The 23,383-nt window shown below is 65.3% G+C and carries 20 protein-coding genes; 5 read left to right on the top strand and 15 right to left on the bottom strand.

Annotation, left to right across the window (positions count from 1 at the left end; translation table 11 throughout):
• Positions 1-126 precede the first annotated feature (126 nt).
• From AC1DYL_RS13805 to AC1DYL_RS13795, 3 genes are read left to right on the top strand one after another with little or no spacing between them, the layout of a single operon-like run.
• Positions 127-939, top strand: a complete 813-nt coding sequence (locus AC1DYL_RS13805; protein ID WP_477173581.1) for a BtpA/SgcQ family protein — start codon at positions 127-129, stop codon at positions 937-939.
• Positions 939-2,036 (top strand): M42 family metallopeptidase, encoded by a 1,098-nt coding sequence (locus AC1DYL_RS13800; protein ID WP_477173580.1) that lies wholly within the window; start codon positions 939-941, stop codon positions 2,034-2,036. The genes AC1DYL_RS13805 and AC1DYL_RS13800 overlap by 1 nt, the downstream gene beginning before the upstream one ends.
• On the top strand, positions 2,033-3,523 hold the full coding sequence (locus tag AC1DYL_RS13795; protein ID WP_477150338.1) for an FGGY-family carbohydrate kinase: 1,491 nt from the start codon (positions 2,033-2,035) through the stop codon (positions 3,521-3,523). Before AC1DYL_RS13800 ends, AC1DYL_RS13795 begins: the two co-directional genes overlap by 4 nt.
• A gap of 121 nt (positions 3,524-3,644) precedes the next feature.
• Here AC1DYL_RS13795 and AC1DYL_RS13790 read toward each other — a convergent pair whose 3' ends face one another.
• From AC1DYL_RS13790 to AC1DYL_RS13775, 4 genes are all read right to left on the bottom strand, one after another.
• The gene (locus AC1DYL_RS13790; RefSeq protein ID WP_477173579.1) at positions 3,645-4,580 is read right to left on the bottom strand and encodes a carbohydrate ABC transporter permease; all 936 of its coding nucleotides are present in this window, start codon (positions 4,578-4,580) and stop codon (positions 3,645-3,647) included.
• Entirely contained in the window at positions 4,580-5,674 is a 1,095-nt protein-coding gene (locus tag AC1DYL_RS13785; RefSeq protein ID WP_477173578.1) for a carbohydrate ABC transporter permease, read from the bottom strand. The genes AC1DYL_RS13790 and AC1DYL_RS13785 overlap by 1 nt, the downstream gene beginning before the upstream one ends.
• 88 nt (positions 5,675-5,762) lie before the next feature.
• Positions 5,763-7,397: an extracellular solute-binding protein gene (locus tag AC1DYL_RS13780; protein WP_477173577.1), complete on the bottom strand. Its 1,635-nt coding sequence runs from the start codon at positions 7,395-7,397 to the stop codon at positions 5,763-5,765.
• A gap of 295 nt (positions 7,398-7,692) precedes the next feature.
• On the bottom strand, positions 7,693-8,145 hold the full coding sequence (locus AC1DYL_RS13775; protein WP_477157362.1) for an RbsD/FucU family protein: 453 nt from the start codon (positions 8,143-8,145) through the stop codon (positions 7,693-7,695).
• A gap of 68 nt (positions 8,146-8,213) precedes the next feature.
• On the opposite strand from AC1DYL_RS13775, the gene AC1DYL_RS13770 reads away from it, so the two are divergent.
• Positions 8,214-8,957, top strand: coding sequence for a creatininase family protein (locus AC1DYL_RS13770; protein WP_477173576.1), 744 nt, complete (start codon positions 8,214-8,216; stop codon positions 8,955-8,957).
• A gap of 308 nt (positions 8,958-9,265) precedes the next feature.
• Here AC1DYL_RS13770 and AC1DYL_RS13765 read toward each other — a convergent pair whose 3' ends face one another.
• From AC1DYL_RS13765 to AC1DYL_RS13740, 6 genes are all read right to left on the bottom strand, one after another.
• Positions 9,266-9,967: an ABC transporter ATP-binding protein gene (locus tag AC1DYL_RS13765; RefSeq protein ID WP_477173575.1), complete on the bottom strand. Its 702-nt coding sequence runs from the start codon at positions 9,965-9,967 to the stop codon at positions 9,266-9,268.
• On the bottom strand, positions 9,967-10,755 hold the full coding sequence (locus AC1DYL_RS13760; RefSeq protein WP_477173574.1) for an ABC transporter permease: 789 nt from the start codon (positions 10,753-10,755) through the stop codon (positions 9,967-9,969). Before AC1DYL_RS13760 ends, AC1DYL_RS13765 begins: the two co-directional genes overlap by 1 nt.
• A 90-nt stretch (positions 10,756-10,845) precedes the next feature.
• Positions 10,846-11,688: a DUF2793 domain-containing protein gene (locus AC1DYL_RS13755; protein ID WP_477173573.1), complete on the bottom strand. Its 843-nt coding sequence runs from the start codon at positions 11,686-11,688 to the stop codon at positions 10,846-10,848.
• Positions 11,689-11,743: 55 nt separating this feature from the next.
• Complete coding sequence (gene mce, locus AC1DYL_RS13750; RefSeq protein WP_477173572.1) at positions 11,744-12,169, bottom strand: methylmalonyl-CoA epimerase; 426 nt, start codon at positions 12,167-12,169, stop codon at positions 11,744-11,746.
• On the bottom strand, positions 12,166-14,292 hold the full coding sequence (gene scpA / locus AC1DYL_RS13745; protein ID WP_477173571.1) for a methylmalonyl-CoA mutase: 2,127 nt from the start codon (positions 14,290-14,292) through the stop codon (positions 12,166-12,168). Before scpA ends, mce begins: the two co-directional genes overlap by 4 nt.
• Complete coding sequence (locus AC1DYL_RS13740; protein ID WP_477173570.1) at positions 14,289-16,265, bottom strand: acetyl-CoA carboxylase biotin carboxylase subunit; 1,977 nt, start codon at positions 16,263-16,265, stop codon at positions 14,289-14,291. Before AC1DYL_RS13740 ends, scpA begins: the two co-directional genes overlap by 4 nt.
• A gap of 141 nt (positions 16,266-16,406) precedes the next feature.
• On the opposite strand from AC1DYL_RS13740, the gene AC1DYL_RS13735 reads away from it, so the two are divergent.
• Positions 16,407-17,357, top strand: a complete 951-nt coding sequence (locus tag AC1DYL_RS13735) for a hypothetical protein (RefSeq protein ID WP_477173569.1) — start codon at positions 16,407-16,409, stop codon at positions 17,355-17,357.
• 211 nt (positions 17,358-17,568) lie between these two features.
• Here the strand turns inward: AC1DYL_RS13735 and AC1DYL_RS13730 are convergent, their stop codons facing one another.
• From AC1DYL_RS13730 to AC1DYL_RS13710, 5 genes are all read right to left on the bottom strand, one after another.
• Entirely contained in the window at positions 17,569-19,101 is a 1,533-nt protein-coding gene (locus tag AC1DYL_RS13730; RefSeq protein WP_477173568.1) for an acyl-CoA carboxylase subunit beta, read from the bottom strand.
• Between the two features lie 137 nt (positions 19,102-19,238).
• A complete protein-coding gene (locus tag AC1DYL_RS13725) occupies positions 19,239-19,505 on the bottom strand; it encodes a YiaA/YiaB family inner membrane protein (RefSeq protein ID WP_477157352.1) in 267 nt (88 codons plus the stop codon).
• Between the two features lie 44 nt (positions 19,506-19,549).
• Positions 19,550-20,230, bottom strand: a complete 681-nt coding sequence (locus tag AC1DYL_RS13720; protein WP_477173567.1) for a PspA/IM30 family protein — start codon at positions 20,228-20,230, stop codon at positions 19,550-19,552.
• Positions 20,231-20,599: 369 nt separating this feature from the next.
• Entirely contained in the window at positions 20,600-21,205 is a 606-nt protein-coding gene (locus AC1DYL_RS13715; RefSeq protein WP_477173566.1) for a TetR/AcrR family transcriptional regulator, read from the bottom strand.
• Positions 21,206-21,471: 266 nt separating this feature from the next.
• Positions 21,472-23,301, bottom strand: a complete 1,830-nt coding sequence (locus tag AC1DYL_RS13710) for an OmpA family protein (protein WP_477173565.1) — start codon at positions 23,299-23,301, stop codon at positions 21,472-21,474.
• Positions 23,302-23,383: the final 82 nt, after the last annotated feature.

Genomic DNA, 23,383 nt, shown 5'->3' with positions numbered 1-23,383 from the left:
CGCGCAAGGTACCGGATCGTGGTTAAGGATTGGTGTGGAGCACGCTTACCGCCCGTCGCGGGCCGTAGACGCCGGGCTTGGCCGCTGCTACGCATAGGCGTCTAGTAAAGCGGTTTACAAGAAGCAATGACAAGCAAATTCAAGACGGTGTTCGGCGACAAGAAGCCGGTGATCGCGATGGTGCACCTTGGCGCCCTGCCCGGCGCTCCGCTGCACGACTACGAGGGGGGCGTGGAGGCCATCGTCGAAGGAGCGCGCAAGGATTTGCGTGCGCTACAGGCGGCGGGCTTCGATGCGGTGATGTTCGGCAACGAGAACGACCGGCCGTATGAGTTCAAGGTCGATACCGCGTCGACGGCGACGATGGGCTACGTGATCGGGCGGCTGCGCTCCGAGATCACGGTGCCGTTCGGGGTGAACGTGCTGTGGGACCCGGAAAGCTCCATCGCGCTGGCGGCGGCGACCGGGGCTCGGTTCGTGCGCGAGATCTTCACGGGCACCTATGCCTCGGATATGGGGCCGTGGACGCCGGATGCCGGCAAGGCGGTGCGCTATCGCGACCGGTTGGGCCGACAGGACCTGGCGCTGCTGTACAATGTGTCGGCCGAGTTCGCCTATTCGCTGGACCAGCGGCCGCTGAGCGACAGGGCGCGGAGCGCCGTGTTTTCGTCGATCCCCGATGCGATCCTTGTTTCGGGTGCGATCACCGGCGAGGCGGCGAAGATGGTCGACCTCGAGGCGGTGAAGCGGGTGCTGCCGACGACGCCGGTGCTGGCGAACACGGGCGTGAAGCATGCGACGGTGGCCGATGTGCTGGCGGTTGCGGATGGCTGCATCGTCGGCTCGTCGCTGAAGGTCGATGGCGACACCTGGAAGGCCGTGGACGCCGACCGGGCGGCCGAGTTCATGCGGCTGGTCCGCGAGGCGCGGGGGTACTGATGAGCTTGAAGCAATGGGTGATCGACCTGATGCTCATTCCCGGGCTCTCCGGGTACGAGGGCCGGGTCCGCAAGTACCTGAAGGCGGCGATGGCCGGGTTGGGGATCACCTCGACGACCGACCGGATGGGCAACCTGATCGCGACGCTGGAGGGCGACAAGGGCGCGCCGAGCGTGATGCTGTTCGCGCATATGGACCAGCTCGGGCTGATCGTGCGGAAGATCGAAGCCAACGGCATGGTTCGGGTGGAGCGGCTGGGCGGCGTGCCGGAGCGGGCGCTGCCTTCGACGGAGGTGCTGTTCTGCGTCGGCGAGGGCAAGGATGTGCCCGGGCTGATCGCACACAAGAGCCACCACGCGACGTCGCAGGACGAGAAGTACAAGGTACTGCCCTACCCCGAGCTCTATATCGACGCCGGGTTCAAATCGGCGGCCGAGGTGCTGGCGGCAGGGATCGATGTGGGGACGCCCATCGTCTATGCGCCGAAGGTGACCGAGCTCGCCAATGGGCGGATTGCCGGGACTGCGGTCGATGACCGGGCGGCCTGTGCGGTGATGATCGAGGTGGCCAAGGCACTGGCTGATGTGAAGAAGCGGCCGACGGTGCACTTCGTGTTCTCGGTGCAGGAGGAGTTCAACCTGCGCGGGGCGGTGACGGCGGCGCAGGTGCTGATGCCCGATGTGGCGATCCAGCTCGACCTGATCCTCGCGACTGATACGCCCGACATGGCGGCACGCGGCGACGTAAAGCTCGGCGGCGGGCCGGCGATCTCGCTCTACTCGTTCCATGGGCGGGGGACGCTGAACGGCACGCTGCCGCATCCGGCGATGGTGAAGCTGTTCGAGGATAGCGCTGAAGCGAAGAAGCTGCCGCTGCAGCGGAGCGCGCATATCGGGGCGCTGACCGACCTCAGCTATGTGCAACTGGTGGGCCAGGGCGTGGCCTCGATCGAAGTGGGGTTCCCGATGCGCTATTCGCACTCGTCGCTGGAGGTTTGCGACATCTCTGACCTCGAGCAGCTGACGACGCTGCTGGTGGAGGCGCTGCCGCGGATCGACAGCAAGTTCAGCTTGGACCGGGATGACTACATCGGATGAGGCATTATCTCGGCATCGATATCGGGACGTTTGAATCGAAGGGCGTGCTGGTGGATGCGGAGGGGCGAATCGTCGCCAGCGCCGCCCGGCCGCACAAGATGCTGGTGCCGCAGCCCGGCTGGGCCGAGCACCGGCCGCGCGAGGACTGGTGGGGCGACTTCTGCTTTCTGAGCCAGGCGCTGATCGCCGATAGCGGCGTCGACCCCAAGGACATCGTGGCGGTGGCGGCAAGCGCCATCGGTCCGTGCATGCTGCCGGTGGATGCCGACGGCGAGCCGCTGATGAACGGCGTGCTCTATGGCGTCGATACGCGGGCGGCCAAGGAGATCGAGGAGCTGACGGCGCGGATCGGCGAGGATGTTCTGCTCAGCCGCTGCGGCAATGCGCTGACCAGCCAGTCGATCGGGCCGAAGATCCTGTGGCTGAAGCGGAACCGGCCGGAGATCTATGCCAAGACCGCGAAGATCCTGACCTCGACCACCTACATTGTGCAGAAGCTGACCGGGCGATACGTGATCGACCACTATTCGGCGGCGAATTTCTCGCCGCTGTATGATGTCGAGAAGCTGGCATGGACCGATGAGCTGGCGGACGACATCATCGGGTTGGACAAGCTGCCCGAGGCGATCTGGACCACCGATATTGCCGGGACAGTGACGGCGGAGGCTTCGGCGGCGACCGGGCTGGCGGTGGGGACGCCGGTGACCACCGGGACCATCGATGCGGGTGCCGAGGCGCTGAGCGTCGGGGTGCTCGATAGCGGCGACATGCTGCTGATGTATGGCTCGACCATCTTCATCATCGAGATCACGCCGGTGCGGGTGCCGGATGCGCGGCTGTGGTATGCGCCGTGGTTCTTCCCTGGCAAGCACGCGGCGATGTCGGGGCTCGCGACCTCAGGGACGCTGAGCCACTGGTTCCGCGAGCAGTTCGCCAAGGAGCTCGATCCGGCGACGGCGGTGATGGCGCTGGCGCTGGAAGCCGAGGGCTCGCCGCCGGGGGCGAACGGGCTGGTAATGCTGCCGTATTTCTCGGGAGAGCGGACGCCGATCCATGACACCGAGGCCAAGGGTGTGCTGTTCGGGATGGACCTGACGCATACGCGCGGGGACATCTACCGGGCGATCTTCGAGGGCATCGCCTTCGGCACGAACCACGTGTTCGAGACCTATGCCGATGTGGGGCAGCCGCCCAAGGCGATCCTCGCGGCGGGCGGCGGCACGAAGAACCGGGTGTGGGCGCAGGCGACATCGGACGTTTCGGGGCGAACGCAGATCGTGCGGCAGAAGACGGTGGGGGCATCGTATGGCGATGCGTTCATCGCGGCGCTGGCGATCGGGGATGTGCAGCCGGATGATATCCGGACGTGGAACCCGGTGGATCACGAGATCACGCCGGATGCGGGGTTAGCGGAGCTGTATCGGCGGCGGTATCGGGTGTTCCGGGAGCTGTACGAGCGGAACAAGGATTTGATGCGGGAGCTCTAACCCCGGCATCGAGTGCCTGGCGCACCCCCTCCGAGCTTCGCTAGGTCGCTTTGCTCCCAAGCTTCGCTTGCCTCCCCCGTCAAGGGGGAGGTTGGGTCTGGTGGTTGTGGCCGGATCGCGCCTAGCCCTTGATGCTGCCGGCCGTCAGGCCCTTGATGATGTAGCGTTCGAGCAGGATGCCGACGACGACCAGCGGGGCAATTGCCGCGGTGGAGAGGGCGGCCATGCTCCACCAGTTGATGCCTTGCGAGCCGGTTTGGCTGGCGACCATGACGGGGAGCGTCTTGGCGTTGGAGCCGGTGAGCAGCGCGGCGAAGAAGTACTCGTTCCAGCACAGGATCAGGCTGAGGATGAAGGCGGCGACCATGCCGGGGAGCGCCATCGGCAGGATGATGCGGAGGAAGGTGCCCCAGGGGCCGAGGCCATCCACTTGCGCAGCTTCGTCGAGCTCGATCGGGATGGTGTCGAACTGGTCCTTCATGATCCAGATGACGATGGGCAGCACGGTGAGCGTGTAGAGGAGGATCAGGCCGGTGAGGCTGTCGAGCAGCGCCAACTCGCGGTAGAGGACGAGGAATGGCAGCGCGAGAACGACCGGCGGCAGGATGAGCTGGCTGAGGAAGAAGAAGCTCAGGTCTTCGTTCTTCATCCAGAGGAATTTGTACTGGAAGCGGCTGAGGCCATAGGCAGCGAGCGCGCCGATCATCACGGCGAGCGTCGAGGCGCCGAAGGCGGTGTAGACCGAGTTGAGGAAGCGCCCGAGGAACTCGTCGCGAACGGTCGAGATCTGGCCGATGGTGTCGGGGGAGAGGCCCAGCGAGCGCCAGCCCAGCCAGTTGGGCTGGTAATCGACCCACGGGATGAGGTGGCCGAGTTGCACATCCTTGGCCACCTTCATCGAGGTGGTGATGGTCCAGTAGACCGGGAACAGCGAGACGAAGGCCCAGACGATCAGTGCCGCGTAGATGCCGATGCGGCCGAGCAGCCACTTGGTTCGGCGGACCGCAATACCGGTATCTGGGTGGGCCGCGGCGGAGATTGTTGCTTCGGCGGCCATCAGGTCATTCTCCGCATGCGCTTGCTCAGTACCCTCAGCAGTATGGTGATGAAGACCACGATCACCACCAGGTAGAACATCGCCAGCATGGTGCCGTAGCCGACGTTCGAGCGGTCGCGGTACTCGCGATAGATGAAGCTCGAGACGCTGTCGGTAGCGCCGCCGGGGCCGCCGGAGGTGACGGTGATGATGATGTCGGCGAGCTTCAATTTGAAGATGATGCGGAGGACGATCGCGGTGATCGAGACCGGCAGCATCAGCGGGAAGGTGATCTGCCAGAAGCGCTGCCAGGGCGAGGCGCCATCGACTCTCGCGGCCTCCATGACTTCCTTGGGCATGGCCTGGAGGCCGGCCAGCAGCAGGATCATCACGAAGGGGATCGACACCCAGGCATCCATCGCCTCGATCCAGAGCCGGGCGACCCAGGGGTCGGTGAAGAAGCTCGGGTTGTTGAAGCCCAGCCAGCGGGCGAAGCGCGCCACCGGGCCGAAGCGGTATTCGAGCATCGACTTGCCGACCATCCAGCTCACGGCGACCGGCGACAGCATCAGCGGAATGAGGAAGACGACGCGCCAGAATTTCCGCGCGCGAATCTCGGCGTTGAGGAGGAGCGCGAGGCCGAAGGCGATGGCGTACTCGACGAGAACGAAGAGCACATAGATCACCATGTTGCGCAGGGCGTTCCAGTAGAACGGGTCGCGGACCAGCTGCACCAGGTTGTCGAAGCCGTTGAACTTCTGGCCGGTCAGGGAGGCGAGGTTCCAGTCGGTGAAGGCGATCGACAAGCCGAACAGGGTCGGGAAGATCGCCATGGCGACGGTGAAGAGCGCGGCCGGGAGGATGAACAGGGCTTTGAGGCCCGCCTCGCCGCGCATCATTACCATGCCTGTGCCGAGGGCCGCGGCCCAGAGCACGTAGGCGTAAAGCGTCGGACGCCAATCCCTGAGGCCGAGCGGCAGGATGCCCGCCGAGTTGAGCGCCTGCAAGAGGCCGACGGCCAGGAACAGGACGGTGGCGGCGGCGATGAGCGCCCTGCCCCCTTCCTTGCGGCGGGGCGTAACGACGCCGTAGCTCGGTGATTCAGTCAACGCCATCCACGCCTCATCGAACAGTTCGGGCTCAGAACGAAATCGGCTGGTGACGGTCCGCCACCAGCCGTGGATTGTCAATCAGCGCAGGGCGTCAGAGCCCAAGCGAGGCCTTATAGAGCTTGATCTGATTGTCGCGACCGATCTGGTCGGTGATCTTCTCCCAGGCCGCGGCGATGGCGTCGGCGGTTTCCTGAGCGCCGGCGTACTGGCCGTTGATGCCCTTCACCAACTCGTCCTCGGCGATGGAATAGTACTGGAAGATGCCGGGGATACGCGGCTCGATCGCCGCGTTCGGGTGATTGTAGCTGTCGAGGTTGGAACCGAGATAATCCTCGACGAAGGCGCGATCGTAACCGGCCGCTTCCCACTCCTCGTACTGGAAGTGCGAGTTGCGGTAGGGCTGGAAGCCGGACGGATAGGCGGCGGTCCACAGCGACAGATCTTTGCCGCCCAGATGGGCAGCGGCGGACCAGGCGGCCTTGCGCTTCTTCTCGTCGGCGGAGACGCGGCTGGTGACGTAAACGCCCCAGCCGATATAGGCCATGTTGGGAGCGAAGTTCTCCTTCTCTTCCCAGGCGCTGGTCTTCGAATTGTAGACCTTCTTGGCACCAGGGTTGATCGAGAAGCCAACGACATCGCCGACGACGGAGGTGTCCGAAGTGCGGGCGTTGGAGCCGACGTCGCCCCACCAGGTGAGGGCCGCACCGGTGCCGCCGAGGAACTGCGAGAAGGCAGTGGCGTTCGGATCGGCGTTGAGCTGATCAGGCGGATAGGCGTTGGCCTTGACCAGATCGAGCACGTCCTGGATGCCCTGCACCCAGGCCGGGTTGTTGACGCGCGGCTTCATGGTGTCGGGGTCGAACAGCCAGGCCGGATCGTCCGGATGCTTGGCGTAAGCGGCAGCGCGGTCTTCAAGGAAGTAGAAGCCGAAGCCGCCCCACTGGTACTTCAGCGGGTCGATGAAGCCGTAGGCCGGGGTGCCGGTGATCGGATCGTTCTTGCCGGCAAGGGCAGTGGCGAGCGCCGGGAAATCTTCCCAGTGCGTCGGAACGTCGGCCATGCCGCTGATCGAGCCGTCGCCGAAATAGTCCTTGCGGTAGGCGAAGGTGTGGCAATCGCCGTCTATGTTGATGCGGTACGTCTTGCCATCCCAGGTGCCGACCGGCGCCTTCAGATAGTCCACGAGGTCGTCGGCCTCGATCTGGGTCTTCACCCAGTCGGGCATCTCGTCGAGCAGGCCCTTGCTGGCGGTATCGCCCTCGAAGGGTGCACCCATCTCGACGATGTCGAAATCGACGGTGCCGGTGGCGATCGACTGCTGCAGGCGCGGGTTGTAGTCGGCCTGGGCGAGGTCGATCCAGTTGATCTTGGCGCCGGTATAGGCTTCCCACGGCTTCAGGAAGCCGCGGAACAGGAAGTTGTGCAGGTTCTGGTTGTTGAGGCCCATGAAGGTGAGCTCAACGCCGGCAAATTCACCCTCGGCGACGTTTGCCTTGGTGGCGGCGAGGCAGAGTTCGCCGACCTTCTGCCAGTCGGCGTCGGTGGGCGAGCCCTTGCCGACGCCGGGGATCTGCAGGATCTGGGCGCGAACGCTGTCCTGGGCGAGGGCGCGGCCGGCGAAAGAGCTGCTCAGGGCAGTGCCGGCGGCAAGAGCGGCAGCGCCCTTCAGGAAGTTGCGGCGGTTTGCCTGCATGGCAGCAACCGCGTTGTAGAGTTCGAGTTTCACGTCAGTTCTCCCTCAAATCGCCGCTCGAGCGGCGTTGTCGCCTCCGCGCCGGCGCTCGATGGGAAACTGAACGGCAGGTCGGGCGGCGCCGAAGCGCAACCCAGTCCCTCAACCCCTGCCTAAGTCCCTCCCCAGGGAGCGCATCCTTATGTGCGGGATGCTGATGAATGGTACGGAGCTAACATGTTAGAAGTCAACAGGTTGGCGGCGCGAGCCGGCGCATCGGACTGCACAAAGAGCACTTGCATTCATGGGTGAGCGGCAGTTGCTTTCACTAATGAATGTGCACTTCCGCCTATGCTTCGGGCGGCAGGACGCCCTTCTTGAAGACAAAGCAGCCATAGAACCGGCGCTCGCCAGTCTGGATGACGACGTAGGATTGCTTGGCGGCCTCATAGAAGGCGAAGCGCTCGATCGAGCCCATGGGAGACGGCTTACCCTCGGCCTTGTCGATGGCGGCCTGGACCTCCTGCTGCACCGCGGGCACCTCGTCGGGCTTGCCGACGATTTCCATGCGCAACGCCGGGTGCGGCACGAAGCTGTCCAGCGGCATCAGCGACAGGATCGCCTCGGCGGCGCGGCCGGCGGTGACATTCTCCAGCTTCAGGAGCTTTCCGTAGACGGTCTGGCGCGCGATCGAATCCGAGGGAAAGTTCATGTCGGCGATGATCAGGTCGTCGCCGTGCCCCATGGATTTGAGCGCATGCAGCACGTCGGCATTCAGAATTGGGTCGATCCCCTTGAGCATGATTTTCTCCCCTGCCCTTGCCGGCTAATGTCCATGGAAAGCCGGAGACACGCAAGCGAGGGGAGACGATGCGTTACGAGATGATGCTGCCGCTGCAGATTCGGCGGGCGATCGAGGAGAACTGGCCGGTGGTGCTGCCGTTGGGGGTGCTCGAATACCATGGCGAGCACATGGCAGTGGGCATGGATACGCTGGTGGTGATCAAGGTGCTGGAGCGGCTGGAGGCCGAGATGAACCTGGTGATCCTGCCGCCGTTCTACTACGGCGCCGCCAGCTACGCCGTGGAGCCGCCGGAGGGGAACGGCTCGATCCAGGTTGGCCAGCAGGCGCTGGCGCCGTTTGCGGGCGACCTGTTCCGCAGCCTGTTGCGGGTGGGATTTCGCAACATCCACTTCTTCATCCACCACCAGAGCGAGAACTTCGCGGCCGGAATGCCGACCGACCTCAGCTTCAAGTTCGCGGCGCGGCAGGCGATCTTCGCCTGGCTGGAGGAGCATCGGGGCGAAGGCTGGTGGGGCCAGGCCGGGATGGACGACTACTACCAGCAGCACGCGACAGGCGACGACCCGTTCAACTGGATCAAAGGCCACCCGCTGATGACGGCGGAGATCATCAGCAAGTACCCGTTCGATCACGCGGGGATCGGCGAGACCTCGCTGATGCTGGCGCTCTGTCCGGAGGCGGTGGAGATGGCCCGGATCGACGACGCGAAGTGGTACACGCGCAGCGCCCGCGAAGGGACGGCGGAACTGGGGTGGAAGGGCGTCACGATGATCGAGGAACATCTGAGGGAGGTGCTGTCAGCACAGTAGCGCCCGGTTGGTCGATCGCTGAACGCTCGTAGGCATTGGTGGATCGATTAATGCGTCTATCGGCAAACGGCGCTGAGACAAATGTGCTCCATGCCACAGGCCTCCTCGGAAGGCTCTGACGCGATGGCAGGTATTGCGGCTAAGGTTCGCGCGCAGAGAAATGGGCGGGGGCGCCGCGAACCGGCAACAGTTCTGGATTCCTGGGGCGCAGTGGTTGGAGGCGAAGGACGCGGAGGCGGGAGGCTTGAGGGCGGCCCGGACGACGGACTACCGGAGACGCTGGGCGATCAGTGGTCCAAGGGAAATCCTCAGCCAAACGCCTTCACCTTGCCCTTTTCCATTTCGAGCCGCTTGTTACAGGTCTTCGCGAGCAGCTCTTCACTGTGGCTGGCGAGCACGATGATGCCCGCCTTCTCGGCCAGCAGGTTCATCCGGTCCGTCGCCTTCTTCTGGAAGCTCGCGTCCCCTGCGCCGATCCATTCGTCCATCAACAGAATCTCCGGCTCCATCGTTGTGGCGATGGCGAAGGCGAGGCGGGCGCCCATGCCTTGGCTGTAGCTCTTGAAGGGCAGGTCGATGAATTCGCCGAGTTCGGAGAACTCGATGATCTCGTCGGTGCGCTCGGCGATTTCGGCTTCGGTCCAGCCGTTGATCAGGCCGCGCAGCAGGATGTTGCGGCGGCCGGTGGCTTCGGGGCGGAACCCGAGGTTGATGTTGAACAGGGCATCGACCTTGCCGCGGATTTCGAGCGTGCCGGCGGTGGGCTCGTAGATGCCGTAGAGCACCTTGAGCAGCGTGGTCTTGCCGGCGCCGTTGGCGCCGACGAGGCCGAGGCGATCGCCGGCCTTGAGTTCGAAGCTGACGCCATCGAGGGCGGTGACGAAACGATGCGAGCCACTGCCCGAGATGGTGCCGCCGGTTTGCGGCAAGCGCTTGTCGCGGGGGCGGAGGGTCAGCTTTTCCCGCACCTGGTAGTTGAGATGCAGATCGTGGGCGCGAATGGAAACCATTAGACGATCAAAGCCACCTGGCGACGGAAGGTGCCGAGCAGCAGGACGGCGATGGCCCACATTGCCAGCGTAATGACGATGCAGACGCCGAAGGAGTTGAGCGGCGCGGTGCCGTCGACGATCGGCTCGCGGACGATGTCGAGGAAGTAGGTGAAGGGGTTCCAGTAGTAGAGCGCGGTGCGCAGCGGATCGCCGCCGGCGTTGCCCCAGAATACCGGAGTGGCGAACATGGCAACGCGCATCAGGTTGGCGACGACAAACTGGCTATCGGGGAAGAACACGCCGAGGAAGGCAAAGACCGTCACCACAGCCGGGGAGGCGACGAGGACAAGGGCGATACCCAGCGCCGACCACACCCAGGCACCGGTGATGGTTACCCCGGCAAGGAGCAAGATGATGACGCAGCCAGCCAGCGCGTAGCCAGACCGGATGAGGTTCTGCAGCGTCAGGCGCATGACGTAGACCGACAGCGGAAGGGTCGTGCCCTTGATGAACCCCTCTTCGCGTTCGAACAGCGATACCGCCTGGGTGATCGTGTCGGTGATGTAGAGCCAAACGAGGAGACCGACGCCGATGTAGATGGCGTGCAGCGGGTCCAATGGCGCCGGGGTGAAAATGAAGATGAAGGTGGCGGCGAAGGCGAAATAGTTGACCAGCAGCCAGAGGGGGCCGAGCGTCGTGCGACGGTGCTGATCGAAGATGTCCTCGGTGGCCAGCGCAATCCAGACGCGCCGCTGCTCGTAGCCGCCGACGATGTCGGTGAGCGCGTTGCTGAGAATCTTGAGCATGGGTGCCCCGGGCGGTTAGTCGCGTGCTCGCGTAGCACAGGGAGACGCCGGGGCCAATTGCAGCGATGCCACGTTGGGCGATTGCCACCGCTAACTGACGATGGCGCGGTCGGCGAGGCGGCGCCAATCGGTGCCGTCGGAGAAGGCGAGCGTGGCGCCGCCGGATTCATCCGCGAAGTAGATAAGTTGGCCAGCGCCGGCGCKGGCGGCGGGAGCGGTGGCGACGGTGTAGGATTTGGGGCGGATCGGGCCATCGACGTCAAGACAGACGGCTGGCACGGCGGTGCCGATGCCGATGTGGCCGGTGGCCGGATCGACCACCAGGGCCTCGTGCCAGGCGGTGCCGTCCGGGCTGGTCTTGAGGTGAAGCTTGTCATCGCCGGTGGTGCCGAGTTCGGCGCGGCCGGAGAAGCCGGTCTGGTAGAGGAGGCTGGCGGACTGCCCGGCACCCGCCTTGTTGAGCTTCAGTTGCACATTGCCGGAGCCGGGGGTGACGTCGTCGTGGCTAAGGAGGATGGCGTCGGATTTGACGGCGAGGCGGTTCGTGCCGTCGGCGGTAGTGTTGAGGCCGAGTTTGGCCGCGGTGGCATCGAGGCCCAGCGTCGGCTGCCAGGCGCTGCCGCTCCAGGCGAGGAGGCCGTTTTCGTCGAGCACGAAGGCGAGCCAGCCCGGTTCGGGGGCGTGGAACAGCCAGATGGCGCCGTCGTGGGTGGCGATCTGGTTGGTCTTGCCGGACCATGGGCCGGTGGGGCTTGGGCCGACGATGTAGCGAGCGCCGGTCGCGGGGCTGGACGGCGGGGTGGAGAGGTCGCGGTCGAGCACGGCGAGTTGCGCCAGGGTGTCGAGGGCGGCGATCGCCTCGTTGTGGGTGATGTGCTTGCCGGCCTGGGCCGGGAGGATGAAGGGGAGCTTCAGGTGGGTGCTGGTGGTCATGGTGTCCTCGGGTTGGTGAGCCGAGGATAGGCGGGCGGTTTCGCGCGGGGATAAGTCAGGCGGGCTGCAGCTCGGGCTTCACCTCTTCGAGCTCGATCAGGGTGCCGTCGAAATCCTTGGGGTGGAGGAAGAGGACCGGGAGGCCGTGGGCGCCGATGCGCGGCTTGCCGTCGCCGAGGACGCGGGCGCCGGCTTCGGTGAGGGTGCGGGCGGCGCTGGCGAGGTCGGGGACTTCGTAGCAGACGTGGTGGATGCCGCCGGAGGGGCTGGTTTCGAGGAACTTGCGGACGGGGGAGTCGGCGCCGAGCGGGGTCATCAGCTCGATCTTGGTGTTTTCGAGGTGGACGAATACCACGGTGACGCCGTGCTCGGGGAGATCGTGCGGGTGGTGCACGTCGGCGCCGAGGAGATCGCGGTATTTCGCGGCGGCCGCGGCGAGATCGGGGACGGCGATGGCGACGTGGTTGAGGCGGCCGATCATCGGTTGGTCAGCTTTCCCTCGATCTGGTTGAGGACGGAGAACGCGGCTTCGAGCACGTTGGTGCCGGGGCCAAAGATTTCGGCTACGCCGGCCTGGCGCAGGAAATCGTAGTCCTGCTCGGGGATGACGCCGCCGACGATGACCGTGACGTCGCCGAGGCCCCTGCCCTGCAACTCACTGATCAGTTCGGGGACGAGGGTCTTGTGGCCGGCGGCGAGGGAGGAGACGCCGACGGCGTCGACCTTCAGTTCCGCGACGTGGGTGGCGACTTCGGGGGCGGTTTCGAACAGGTCACCCATGTGGACGACAAAGCCGAGATCGGCGAAGGCCGTGGCGATGACCTTGGCGCCGCGATCGTGGCCGTCCTGGCCCATCTTGGCGATGAACAGCGCCGGTGCGCGGTTTGCCCTGGCGCTGAAGGTTGCGATCCGGTCGGTGAAGGCGGCGTATTGCGGGTCGGCGGCGTAGCTCTCGGCGTAGACGCCGGAGATGACGCGGGTGATGGCGGAATGGCGGTTGAAGACCTGCTCGAGGGTCGCCGAGATTTCGCCGAGGGTCGCGCGGGCGCGGGCCGCTTCGATGCTGGCGGCGAGGAGATTTCCGTTGGCGCGGGCGGCGGCCTGGAGGGCTGCGAGCGCTGCGGAGACCCGGTCAGGATCGCGAGTGCGGCGGACTTCGGCGAGGCGGGCGACCTGCTCCTCGCGGACCTTGTTGTTATCGATCTCGCGGATCTGGATCGGGTGCTCGTTCTCGAGGCGATAGCGGTTGACGCCGACGATGACGTCTTCGCCGCGGTCGACGCGGGCCTGGCGGAGGGCTGCGGCCTTCTCGATCTCGAGCTTTGGCGTGCCGGCTTGCACGGCGGCGGTCATGCCGCCTTCGGCCTCCACCTCAGCGATCAGGGCTTCGGCGCGGGCGACGAGGTCCGCGGTGAGGCTCTCGATGTAGTAGGAGCCGCCGAGGGGGTCGACGACGTCGGTGACGCGGCTTTCGTGCTGCAGGATCAGCTGGGTGTTGCGGGCGATACGGGCGGAGAATTCCGTCGGCAGTGCAATGGCTTCGTCGAAGGAGTTGGTGTGGAGGCTCTGGGTGCCGCCGAGCACCGCGGCGAGCGCTTCGATGGTGGTGCGGACGATGTTGTTGTGCGGGTCCTGCTCGGTCAAAGACACGCCGGATGTCTGGCAATGGGTGCGCAACATCAGCGATCGGGGGTCTTTGGCACCCAGTTGGACCATGATCTTCTGCCAGAGGGTGCGGGCGGCGCGGAGCTTGGCGACCTCGAGGAAGAAGTTCATGCCGATGCCGAAGAAGAAGCTCAGCCGGCCGGCGAAGGCATCGATATCGAGGCCGCGGGCCTGGGCGGCGCGGACGTACTCGCGGCCATCGGCAAGGGTGTAGGCGAGCTCCTGGACCGCCGTCGCGCCGGCCTCGTGCATGTGGTAGCCGGAGATCGAGATGGAGTTGAACTTCGGCATGTGCTGGGCGGTGTAGGCGATGATGTCGCCGACGATCCGCATGCTCGGCTCGGGCGGATAGATGTAGGTGTTGCGGACCATGAACTCCTTGAGGATGTCGTTCTGGATGGTCCCGTCGAGTTGGGCTGGCTTCACCCCCTGCTCTTCAGCGGCGACGATGAACATGGCGAGCACCGGGAGCACGGCGCCGTTCATGGTCATCGAGACCGACATCTGATCGAGCGGGATGCCGTCGAACAGGATCTTCATGTCCTCGACGCTGTCGATGGCGACGCCAGCCTTGCCGACATCGCCGGTGACGCGTGGGTGGTCGCTGTCATAGCCGCGATGCGTGGCGAGGTCGAAGGCGACGCTCAGGCCCTTTTGGCCGGCGGCGAGGTTCTGGCGGTAGAAGGCGTTGGACTCGCGGGCGGTCGAGAAGCCGGCGTATTGGCGGATGGTCCACGGGCGGTTGGCGTACATGGTGGCGCGAACGCCGCGGGTGTAGGGGGCCGCGCCGGGGAGGCCGGGGTCGGTCGGGGCGTCTTCGGGGAAGTAGGCGGGGCGGATCGGGAGATCGCCGTAGTCGCGGTTGAGCGACTCGACCGGGGTGTCGCGGAGGTCCTTCTGCGCGAGCTTTGCCCAGTCGGCGAAGGTGGGGCCACTCATATCGCCTCGAACTCCAAAATCACTTCGTCCACCGCAAGGACGCTGCCGGCCTGAACGCGGACCTTGCTGATCTTGGCGCGCTTTTCCGCCTTGAGCACGTTTTCCATCTTCATCGCTTCGACGATCGCGAGGGTCTGGCCGTCTTCGACGATATCGCCTTCGGCGACGTCGATGCGGACGATCTGGCCGGGCATCGGACAGAGGAGGAATTTGCTGAGATCGGGCGGCAGCTTGACCGGCATCAGCGGCATCAGGTCGGCGACCTGGGGCAGCAGCACCTTGGCGATGAGGTCGGCACCGCGGTGGCGGAGGCGGAAGCCGCTGGTGAGGCGTTGCACTTTGACGTGCAGCAGGTGGCCGTCGACGCGGCCGATGCAGATGGAGTTGCCGGGCTTCCAGCCGCTTTCGACCAGCAGCTTCTTGCCGTCGGGGGCGGTGAGCCAGTACTCGATGCCGTCGGCGCGGACCGAGAAATCCCAACGCTGGTTGCCGATGATGACGGCTCGGGGTTCCGGGGTGGTCGGGTAGAGTCGCTTGTCGAGGGCGAAAGCGGAGCAGCAGGCGAGCGCGGCGAGATGCGTAAGAGATTCCGCATCCAGCTCTACTCCGCTGAACCCGTTGGGGAATTCTTCGGCGATATAGCCGGTGGTGAGGCGGCCGGAGCGGAAGCGCTCCTGGCCCATGACGGCGGCGAGGAACGGGATGTTGTTGCCGACGCCTTCTAGTTCGAACTCGTCGAGCGCGTCCTCCATGGCGTCGATCGCCTCGATGCGGGTGGGCGCCCAAGTGCAGAGCTTGGCGATCATCGGGTCGTAGAAGGTGGAAATCTCGCCACCGTCGGTCACGCCGGTGTCGTTGCGCACCACGAGGTCGGGCGTCGCTTGCTCGGCGGGCGGGTGGTAGCGGGTGAGCCGGCCGGTGGAGGGCAGGAAGTTGCGGAACGGGTCCTCGGCGTAGATGCGGCTCTCGATGGCCCAGCCGTTGAGCGGGACTTGCTCCTGCGCGAGTGGCAGCTTTTCGCCGGCGGCGGCGAGGAACATCAGTTCGACGAGGTCGAGGCCGGTGATCAGCTCGGTGACCGGGTGCTCGACCTGCAGGCGGGTGTTCATCTCGAGGAAGTAGAAGTTGCGGTCCTTGTCGACGATGAACTCGACGGTGCCGGCCGAGGTGTAGCCGACGGCCTTGGCGAGGGCGACGGACTGCTCGCCCATCGCCTTGCGGGTGGCGGCGTCGAGGAACGGCGACGGCGCCTCCTCGATGACCTTCTGATTGCGGCGCTGGATCGAGCATTCGCGCTCGTTGAGCCAGAGCACGTTGCCATGCTGGTCGCCGATCAGCTGGATTTCGATGTGGCGCGGCTCGGTGACGAACTTTTCGATGAAGATGCGATCATCGCCGAAGCTGGAGGCGGCCTCGGACTTGGAGCGCTCGAAGCCTTCGCGGGCTTCGGCGTCGCTGTGGGCGATCCGCATGCCCTTGCCGCCGCCGCCGGCCGAGGCCTTGATCATCACCGGGTAGCCGATGGAGCGCGAGATGGTGACGGCTTCCTCGGCATCGGCGATGAGGCCCATGTGGCCGGGCACGGTGGAGACGCCAGCCGCGGCGGCGAGCTTCTTCGAAGTGATCTTGTCGCCCATCGCCTCGATGGCCTTGACCGGCGGGCCGACGAAGATGATGCCGGCCGCGTCGAGGGCGGCGGCGAAGCTCGGGTTTTCGCTGAGGAAGCCGTAGCCGGGATGCACGGCTTCGGCGCCGGTGGCGCGACAGGCGGCGACGATCTTTTCGATCGAGAGGTAGCTGTCGCGGGCGGCCGAGCCGCCGATGTGGACGGCCTCGTCGGCGAGCCTGACGTGGACGGCCTCACGGTCGGCGTCGGAATAGACGGCGATGGTCCGGATGCCGAGGCGCTTGGCGGTGCGGATGACGCGACAGGCGATCTCGCCGCGATTGGCGATGAGGAGTGAGGAGAACATCACTGGAGTTTACGCGATCCTGCTGGCGGGTTGCGCGGCATTATCATCAAATGCTGCGGGACGAAGGCTTACGTTCTTAACGCGCAGATAGGCCTCATCCGCACCCCGGCTGCGCATCGTCCCGGGGAGGAGGAAGCCCAAATGTCTCACCCAATCCGCAATATGATCGTGCTCTCTGCAACGGCGCTGGCGTTGATCGCCGCTCCGGTGCTGATGAACCACACCGCGCTCTCTGACCTGCAGGCGATAGCAAAGGACAAGAGCGATGGTGGCGGGGACGGCAATGGCGGTGGTGGTGGGAACGGTGGGGGTAACGGCAACGGCGGGGGCAACGGCGGCGGCAGCGAGCACAGCAACGCCGGCGGGAACGGCCACGGCGGTGGCGGTGGTGGCGCCGAAGGGCAGTCGCAGGGCAAGGCCAAGAAGGTCGCCGATACCGAGACGGTGACGACGACCACGACCAAGGCGGCCAAGACCAAGAACCTCAACGCCCAGCTGGCCGGGCTCAATTCGCTGAAGCGCAACATCAACGGCCTGATGAACGGCTCGGACAAGCGGATGGAGCAGGTTCGTGAATTTGTCGCGGCCAGCGCGGCGCTGGAAACGGCGACGGCAAACCTCGCTGCCGCCAACGAGACCCTGGCGGGCCTGCAGACCGAGCTGGACGCGATTATCGGTACGTCCGTATCCGGACTGGTCGCCTTCGATGGCTCGACGGTCTACGACACCCCGACGCTCGACGGGCTTAATGCCCGGCTGGGCGAGCTCGAAACGGCGATTGCCACCGACCCGACGAACCAAGCTGCGATCGATGAACAGACTGCGCTTGTCGCGGCGCTGGAAACCATCAATGCCAGCCCCGAACTGGCGGCGGTGAATGACCAGCAGCTGGTGATCGACGGATTGGAAACCGAGATCGCCGAGTTGGAGCCGCTGACCGGCGAAGACGCCCTGAAGGCCGCGCTGCTGGCGGCCGCCAACAAGAACCGCGTCGCCGAAGCGGGTGGCGAGGCTTATCTGACGCCGGAAATCATGGCTTGGGCGACAGCGCGGCTCGACGCACTGACGGATCAGTACCAGGCGCAGCAGTAGGGGTGCATGGGTGGGGGAGCCGGAAGCTCCAGCTTCTCCATTGAAAGTCGAGGGGGTGGTTCTCACTGGAGAACCGCCCCTTTTTCTCGTTTGCGGGCCGCTGAACATCACGGGCTGGTCTCACCAGCGTTCGAGCGTTTGGCGCCCCCCTCCCCAACCCTCCCCGCGAGGGGGAGGGTGCCGCTCCACTCGTGGAAGAGCATCGAGCCAATCACAGCGGGATGTTCCCGTGCTTTTTCAGGGGGATGACCGCTTTCTTGCCCTTCAGCATCTCGAATGCCCGGGCCACACGCCGTCGCGTTTCATTTGGCATGATCACGTCGTCGATGAAGCCGCGCTCGGCTGCGACGAAGGGGTTGGCGAAGCGGGCTTCGTAATCCGCCGTGCGTTTGGCGATCTTGTCTTTGTCGGTCAGTTCGGAGCGGTAGAGGATCTCCGTGGCGCCTTTGGCGCCCATGACGGCGATCTCCGCCGTGGGCCAGGCGTAGTTGACGTCGGCGCGGATGTGCTTGGAGGCCATCACGTCGTAGGCCCCGCCGTAGGCCTTGCGGGTGATCACGGTGACCTTGGGGACGGTGGCTTCGGCGTAGGCAAAGAGGAGCTTGGCGCCGTGCTTGATGATGCCGCCATACTCCTGGGCGACCCCGGGGAGGAAGCCGGGGACGTCGACGAGGGTGAGGACTGGAATTCCGAAGGCGTCGCAGAAGCGGATAAACCGCGCTGCCTTCTTGGATGAGTTGATATCGAGGCAGCCGGCGAGGACCAGGGGCTGGTTGGCGACGACGCCCACCGTCGACCCGTTGAGGCGGATGAAGCCGACGAGGATGTTGCCGGCATGGTCCTTCTGGATCTCGAGGAAATCGCCTTCGTCGGCGATTTTGAGGATCACCTCGCGCATGTCGTAGGGTTTTTGGGCGCTGTCGGGGATCAGGGTGTCGAGGCTCGGTTCGGCGCGGTCGATGCTGTCGTTGACGGCGACGACTGGAGGCTTGTCGGCAGCGCTGAGCGGCAGGAAATCGAACAAGCGGCGGACTTCCAGCAACGTCTCGATGTCGTTGTCGAAGGCGGCGTCGGCGACGGAACTGACCTTGGTGTGGGTCCCTGCCCCGCCGAGCTCTTCGTGGGTGACGATCTCGGAGGTGACGGTTTTCACTACGTCCGGGCCGGTCACGTACATGTAGGACGTGTCCTTCACCATGTAGATGAAGTCGGTCATGGCGGGGGAATAGACCGCGCCGCCGGCGGTGGGGCCCATGACGACCGAGATCTGCGGAATGGCGCCCGAGGCCTGGACGTTGCGCCAGAACACTTCGGCATAGCCGCCGAGCGCCGCGACGCCTTCCTGGATGCGGGCGCCGCCGGAATCGTTGAGCCCGATCACCGGGGCACCGTTCTGCACGGCGAGGTCCATGATCTTGCAGATCTTCTGGGCGTGGGTTTCGCTCAGCGAGCCGCCGAAGACGGTGAAATCCTGGCTGAAGACGTAGGTCAGCCGGCCGTTGATGGTGCCCCAGCCGGTGACGACGCCGTCGCCGGGGATGATGGTCTTTTCCATGCCGAAATCCACCGCGCGGTGGGTGACGAACATGTCGTATTCTTCGAAGCTGCCGGGATCGAGCAGGACATCAAGGCGCTCGCGGGCGGTGAGCTTGCCCTTGGCGTGCTGCGCGTCGATCCGCTTCTGGCCGCCGCCGAGTCGCGCGTCGGTGCGCCGCTGATCGAGCGCGGCGATGATTTTTTGCATGGAGTCCCCTGCCCTTAGTCGCCCGGGTTGACCGGTTAGTCGAAGCGGAGAATGGGACGGAGCGCGGGAAAAGGCAACGTGGACGAAAAGCCCCGGGCGGTGGCCCGGGGCTTCTTTCGTCGGCGGTGAGTGGGAGCTTACTGGTTGCCGACGTAGTCCTTGAGGATCTTTTCGTTCTTGGCCTGCTCGAGCTGGCGGACGACATCGCGGGCGTTGCGGTCGTCGGTGCGATATTTGACGAGGTTCACGAGGCTGCCCATTAGCAGCACGATGCCCATGCCCCAGTAGCCCTTCGTGGAGAGGTCGACCGGCGCGAGCCAGAGCGACAGGGAGAGAAGGAACAGCGCGGCAGCGACGCCGGCGGCGTTGAAGGCGATGTAGATCTGGTTGTTGTCGGAGTTCATTTGTCAGGTTCCCTTTGGGTTTGAAAGCGGTTGAGGTTGAGGCTCTAGAGGTTCGTGGACTTGAGGCGGGCGAGCACGTCGTCGGCGCGGACCTTGGTCTTGTCGCCGAAACCGGCCTCGCCGAGGCGATCGCGGATGCCGGTCTGGCTGAGGCCGGCGTCGATCTCATCAAGCACCTCGCTTTCGGCGAAGGGGTCGGGGCCATTGACGACGCGGGCGATCAGTTCTTCGGCTTCGCGGATCGAGGTGGTGGACCCGATCGAGCGGTTCAGCGACTTCTGCGCCTTGCGTTCGGCATCGGCGGCGCGGGCCGAGATCATCCCCTGCCGCAGGTCGATGATGCGGCGGTTGGCTTTTTCCACCGCGGCCTGGGTGCGGGCGACGCGATCGGCGAGCTGGGCGAGGGTCGACTGGCGCACGGCACGCTCGTTCTCGAGGTTGGCGATGGCATTGGCGGCTTCCGTGGCAAGGTCTTCGCGGCCGGCAGCCAGGGCCTGGCGGGCCCTCGTCTCGAGATCGGCGATCTGCGTCTCGAGGCGGGTGAGGGTCTGCTGCTCGTTGCGCTGGCGGATAATCAGGGCAGCGAGCGTGGTCTTGGCGAGCGACAGAGCCTGCTCGGACTCGCGGATCTTCTGCTCGATCAGGTCGATGGCGAAATGGTCGGTGAGCTGCTCTTCGGCACGGGCCGAGGCACCCAGGAACAAGGTCTTCAGAACGTTCAACATCGTAGTACGTCTCCCTTCGGTTGGTGTCGGCGTTTAATTGAACGCTGTTCACGAGGATCAACATACAGGATTTTAAACGGTGTTCAAGTGGAAATTGAACGGCGTTTAGATTGGAATTGAAGCGAAGTGAAATCAATGGGTTGAGTCGAAATGAGGTGAGGTTGGCTGTGGGGAGCAGATCATTTCCGGCCGCATCCCGGCGAAGGCCGGGACCCAGTGCTCGGAAGATTCGGCGGTAACAGGGGCTATCCGGTCTTTCACGGTGGGTCGGAGACGGCTTTCGTGTGGTGAGTGCCGTGCACTGGGTCCCGGCTTTCGCGCCGGGATGACGGCCGGTGGTGCGGGAGCGCCTGTGCTCAACCCCCGCGTCTACTTCGCCCGGTGCGTGTACGCCAGGATGTGCATGTCGACCAGTTCGTGAACGACCTTGCCGATGTCGCGGTCCATGACGAGGCTGAGGCGACCGGAGCTGTCGAGGGAGACGACGGAGTGGATGGAGGCGAAGACCAGTTGGCCCGACTGGCGGGCGGTCTTGTCGTCGAGATCGGGGCGGATGTCGGTGAAGCACTGGGCGATGATGCGGATCAGCGAGGCGATGGCCTCGATGTACCAGGGGGGTACGGGCTGATCGGCTTTGCGGCGGAACTCGAACAGGGCGTTCCAGAGGTTCCGCTTCAGGGTGATGTAGCCGAGGAAGGCATCGGCGTAGTTGTGGAGCATCTGGCGGGGATCGGACGATGGGGTGGCGTCGGCGAAGGCTTGGGCGAGGCCGACCAAGGTGCGGGTATTCACCTGGGTGACGATGTCGTCGAGGTCCTTGAAGTGGTGGTAGAGGGTGCCGGCGGTGTAGCCGATGGCGCGGCTCAGCGAGCGGGCGGAGAATGCGTCGATCCCCTCCTCCGCGATCAACTCCTCGGCGGTGTTGACGACGAGGCTCGCCAGTTCTTCTTTTGAGTGATCGGCGCGACGGGCCATCGGCAACTCCAACTGAACGTTGTTCAATTAGACTGAGGGATTGTGGCTTGTCTAGGGTGGGCATCGAGGTTGTGGCCGCCCCCTCCACCGGCTTCGCCGGTCCCTCTCCCCCGCCACGCGGGGGAGGATCACGGGGCATCGATGGGGGTGGCTCGCCCCACCCTTGATCCCTCCCCGCGATGGGAGAGGGAGACGACTGGGAGTTTTGGCGCACAAGGAAGAGCCCCGGGCCGTGGCCCGGGGCTCTGTGCTTGATGATCCAGCGATCAGCTCGCCTTAGGCGTCACCAGCGAGGTGATGCGGCGGACGGTGACGCGACGGTTGGCACGCTCTTCGCCGTCGGTCTCGACCTTCAGGTAGCGCTCGCCATAACCCTGCGTGGTAAGGTTCTCCGGCGGGATGTCGTAGAACTCGGTGAGCAGGTTGGCGATTGTCTCGGCACGCTGATCGGAGAGGACGAGGTTGGATTCGTCCGAACCGACGGCATCGGTGTGGCCTTCGATGAGGAAGGTCTCGCCCGGGTTACGGTCGAGGATATTCTGCATCGCGGCGGCGACCTTGCCGAGCGAGCCGACCTGGTCGCGGCCGAGTTCGGCCGAACCGGTTTCGAAGGTCAGATCCCCGATCTCGACGCGGCGGACCGTGTCGCGGATACGGGCAGAGCGCTTGACCTCGTCGACGGTGTAGACGCGGGCGGCCTGTTCCAGCGGCGGCTCGCTGAGGAACAGCTCGATATCGTTCTCATCGGCGCGTTCGCTGTAGAGCACGTATTCGTTGACCGGGATCGGCAGGAAGAAGGGCGGCAGGTCGTCGCCCGGATCGCGCCAATCGTCGTCGCGATCGTCGTCAGCGTAGAAGACGATGATGATGCGCGTGCCGTCCGGCAGCACCTTTACGCGGCGGATGATCTCGCCATCGCGGTTCCACACCGTTATGATGCGGGCGCCGTCAGGACGGATGACGGTCTGGCGGTAGCGGTCGTTGTCCAGCCGCTCGTACGTTACGTCGTTGTCGCGGCCGATACGGTCACGGTCCTTGTAGGGCGTGAAGATATCGAAGTTGATGCCGATCTTGATGATCAGCCGATCGTCGTCGGTCTTCTGAACGACGTCGGCATTCTTCGGCGGTTCGGCGACCGGCAACTGATCGACCTTTTCACCAGGCGTTACCACCGTGGCTTCGACCTGTTCGGCAGGCGGCGGTGCCGTGGCCTGTGCATCTGCATCAGATGCCGGAGCCGCGACGGGCTCGGTGGGCTGTGCGGCGGGCGCAGGCGCCTCGGTGCCGGCACCGGCGGCGTCCTTGGCGCTATCGAGCACCGGAGCGACGGGAGCATCGGGGGTCTGCTGGTCGGTGACCTGCTCGAGCGGCTGGCCGGACTGGTCAGTGGCAGGGGCCACCGGAGCTTCGCCCGGAGCGGCAGGCGTAGCCGGGGCTGCCGGGGCACCACCCATCAGGGCCAGGCACTCGTCGAGCGACTGGATGCCCAAGCGGTTGCACTCGGCGAGGAAGGCGGCTTCGGCCGTCGACTTGGCGCCGGCATCGGTGCCGGAACTGGCCGCGACATAGGCCTCGAAGGCGGCCTTGAGGGCCGGATCGTTGGCAGCAGCGGGCTGCTCGGCAGGCGCTGGCTCAGCCGCGGGCTGATCGGCAGGTGCGGGTTCGGCTGCGGGCTGCTCAGCAGGAGCGGCAGGTGCCTCAGCAGCAGGCGCTGCAGGCTCCTCAGCGGGAGCGGCCGGCTGTTCGGATGCTGGAGCCGGTTCTTCAGCGGCCGGCGGCGCAGGCTCTTCAGCCGGCGGAGCGGGTTCTTCAGCCGGAGCGGCTGGCTCTTCAGCCGGAGCAGCGGGCTGCTCGGCTGCCGCGGCACCGGTGGCGAGTGCGATACACGCCTCGAGTTCGGGCGTGCCGACGCGCTGGCATTCAGCGAGGAAGGCGGCTTCGGCGGCGGCCTTGGCGTCGGCGTCGGTGCCGGAACTGGCTGCGACATAGGCATTGTAGGCGGCGGTGAGACCCGCATCCTGCGCCATGGCCGGAAGCGGCATGAGTGAGAGCAGACATAGGCTCGTGGTGGTCAGCAACAATCGCTTGAGTTGCATGCTTCATTCTCCAGTTTTCTTGTTATGCAACAGCCAACCCGCCCGGAACTGCGCTGGTAGCCAAACGGGTTGCGGGGAATTT

It is taken from the genome of Devosia sp. P1_H9 (genome assembly GCF_056405135.1).
The sequence above is the reverse complement of the archived record's forward strand: the minus strand, read 5'-3'. Positions and strand labels throughout refer to the sequence as shown.

What these genes read in the sequence shown, in the direction of transcription:
- AC1DYL_RS13805 (WP_477173581.1), top strand. Translation starts at nt 127, where the DNA reads ATGACAAGCAAATTCAAGACGGTGTTCGGCGACAAGAAGCCGGTGATC.
- AC1DYL_RS13800 (WP_477173580.1), top strand. Translation starts at nt 939, where the DNA reads ATGAGCTTGAAGCAATGGGTGATCGACCTGATGCTCATTCCCGGGCTC.
- AC1DYL_RS13795 (WP_477150338.1), top strand. Translation starts at nt 2,033, where the DNA reads ATGAGGCATTATCTCGGCATCGATATCGGGACGTTTGAATCGAAGGGC.
- AC1DYL_RS13790 (WP_477173579.1), bottom strand. Translation starts at nt 4,580, where the DNA reads ATGGCCGCCGAAGCAACAATCTCCGCCGCGGCCCACCCAGATACCGGT.
- AC1DYL_RS13785 (WP_477173578.1), bottom strand. Translation starts at nt 5,674, where the DNA reads ATGGCGTTGACTGAATCACCGAGCTACGGCGTCGTTACGCCCCGCCGC.
- AC1DYL_RS13775 (WP_477157362.1), bottom strand. Translation starts at nt 8,145, where the DNA reads ATGCTCAAGGGGATCGACCCAATTCTGAATGCCGACGTGCTGCATGCG.
- AC1DYL_RS13770 (WP_477173576.1), top strand. Translation starts at nt 8,214, where the DNA reads ATGCGTTACGAGATGATGCTGCCGCTGCAGATTCGGCGGGCGATCGAG.
- AC1DYL_RS13765 (WP_477173575.1), bottom strand. Translation starts at nt 9,967, where the DNA reads ATGGTTTCCATTCGCGCCCACGATCTGCATCTCAACTACCAGGTGCGG.
- AC1DYL_RS13760 (WP_477173574.1), bottom strand. Translation starts at nt 10,755, where the DNA reads ATGCTCAAGATTCTCAGCAACGCGCTCACCGACATCGTCGGCGGCTAC.
- mce (WP_477173572.1), bottom strand. Translation starts at nt 12,169, where the DNA reads ATGATCGGCCGCCTCAACCACGTCGCCATCGCCGTCCCCGATCTCGCC.
- scpA (WP_477173571.1), bottom strand. Translation starts at nt 14,292, where the DNA reads ATGAGTGGCCCCACCTTCGCCGACTGGGCAAAGCTCGCGCAGAAGGAC.
- AC1DYL_RS13740 (WP_477173570.1), bottom strand. Translation starts at nt 16,265, where the DNA reads ATGTTCTCCTCACTCCTCATCGCCAATCGCGGCGAGATCGCCTGTCGC.
- AC1DYL_RS13735 (WP_477173569.1), top strand. Translation starts at nt 16,407, where the DNA reads ATGTCTCACCCAATCCGCAATATGATCGTGCTCTCTGCAACGGCGCTG.
- AC1DYL_RS13730 (WP_477173568.1), bottom strand. Translation starts at nt 19,101, where the DNA reads ATGCAAAAAATCATCGCCGCGCTCGATCAGCGGCGCACCGACGCGCGA.
- AC1DYL_RS13725 (WP_477157352.1), bottom strand. Translation starts at nt 19,505, where the DNA reads ATGAACTCCGACAACAACCAGATCTACATCGCCTTCAACGCCGCCGGC.
- AC1DYL_RS13720 (WP_477173567.1), bottom strand. Translation starts at nt 20,230, where the DNA reads ATGTTGAACGTTCTGAAGACCTTGTTCCTGGGTGCCTCGGCCCGTGCC.
- AC1DYL_RS13715 (WP_477173566.1), bottom strand. Translation starts at nt 21,205, where the DNA reads ATGGCCCGTCGCGCCGATCACTCAAAAGAAGAACTGGCGAGCCTCGTC.
- AC1DYL_RS13710 (WP_477173565.1), bottom strand. Translation starts at nt 23,301, where the DNA reads ATGCAACTCAAGCGATTGTTGCTGACCACCACGAGCCTATGTCTGCTC.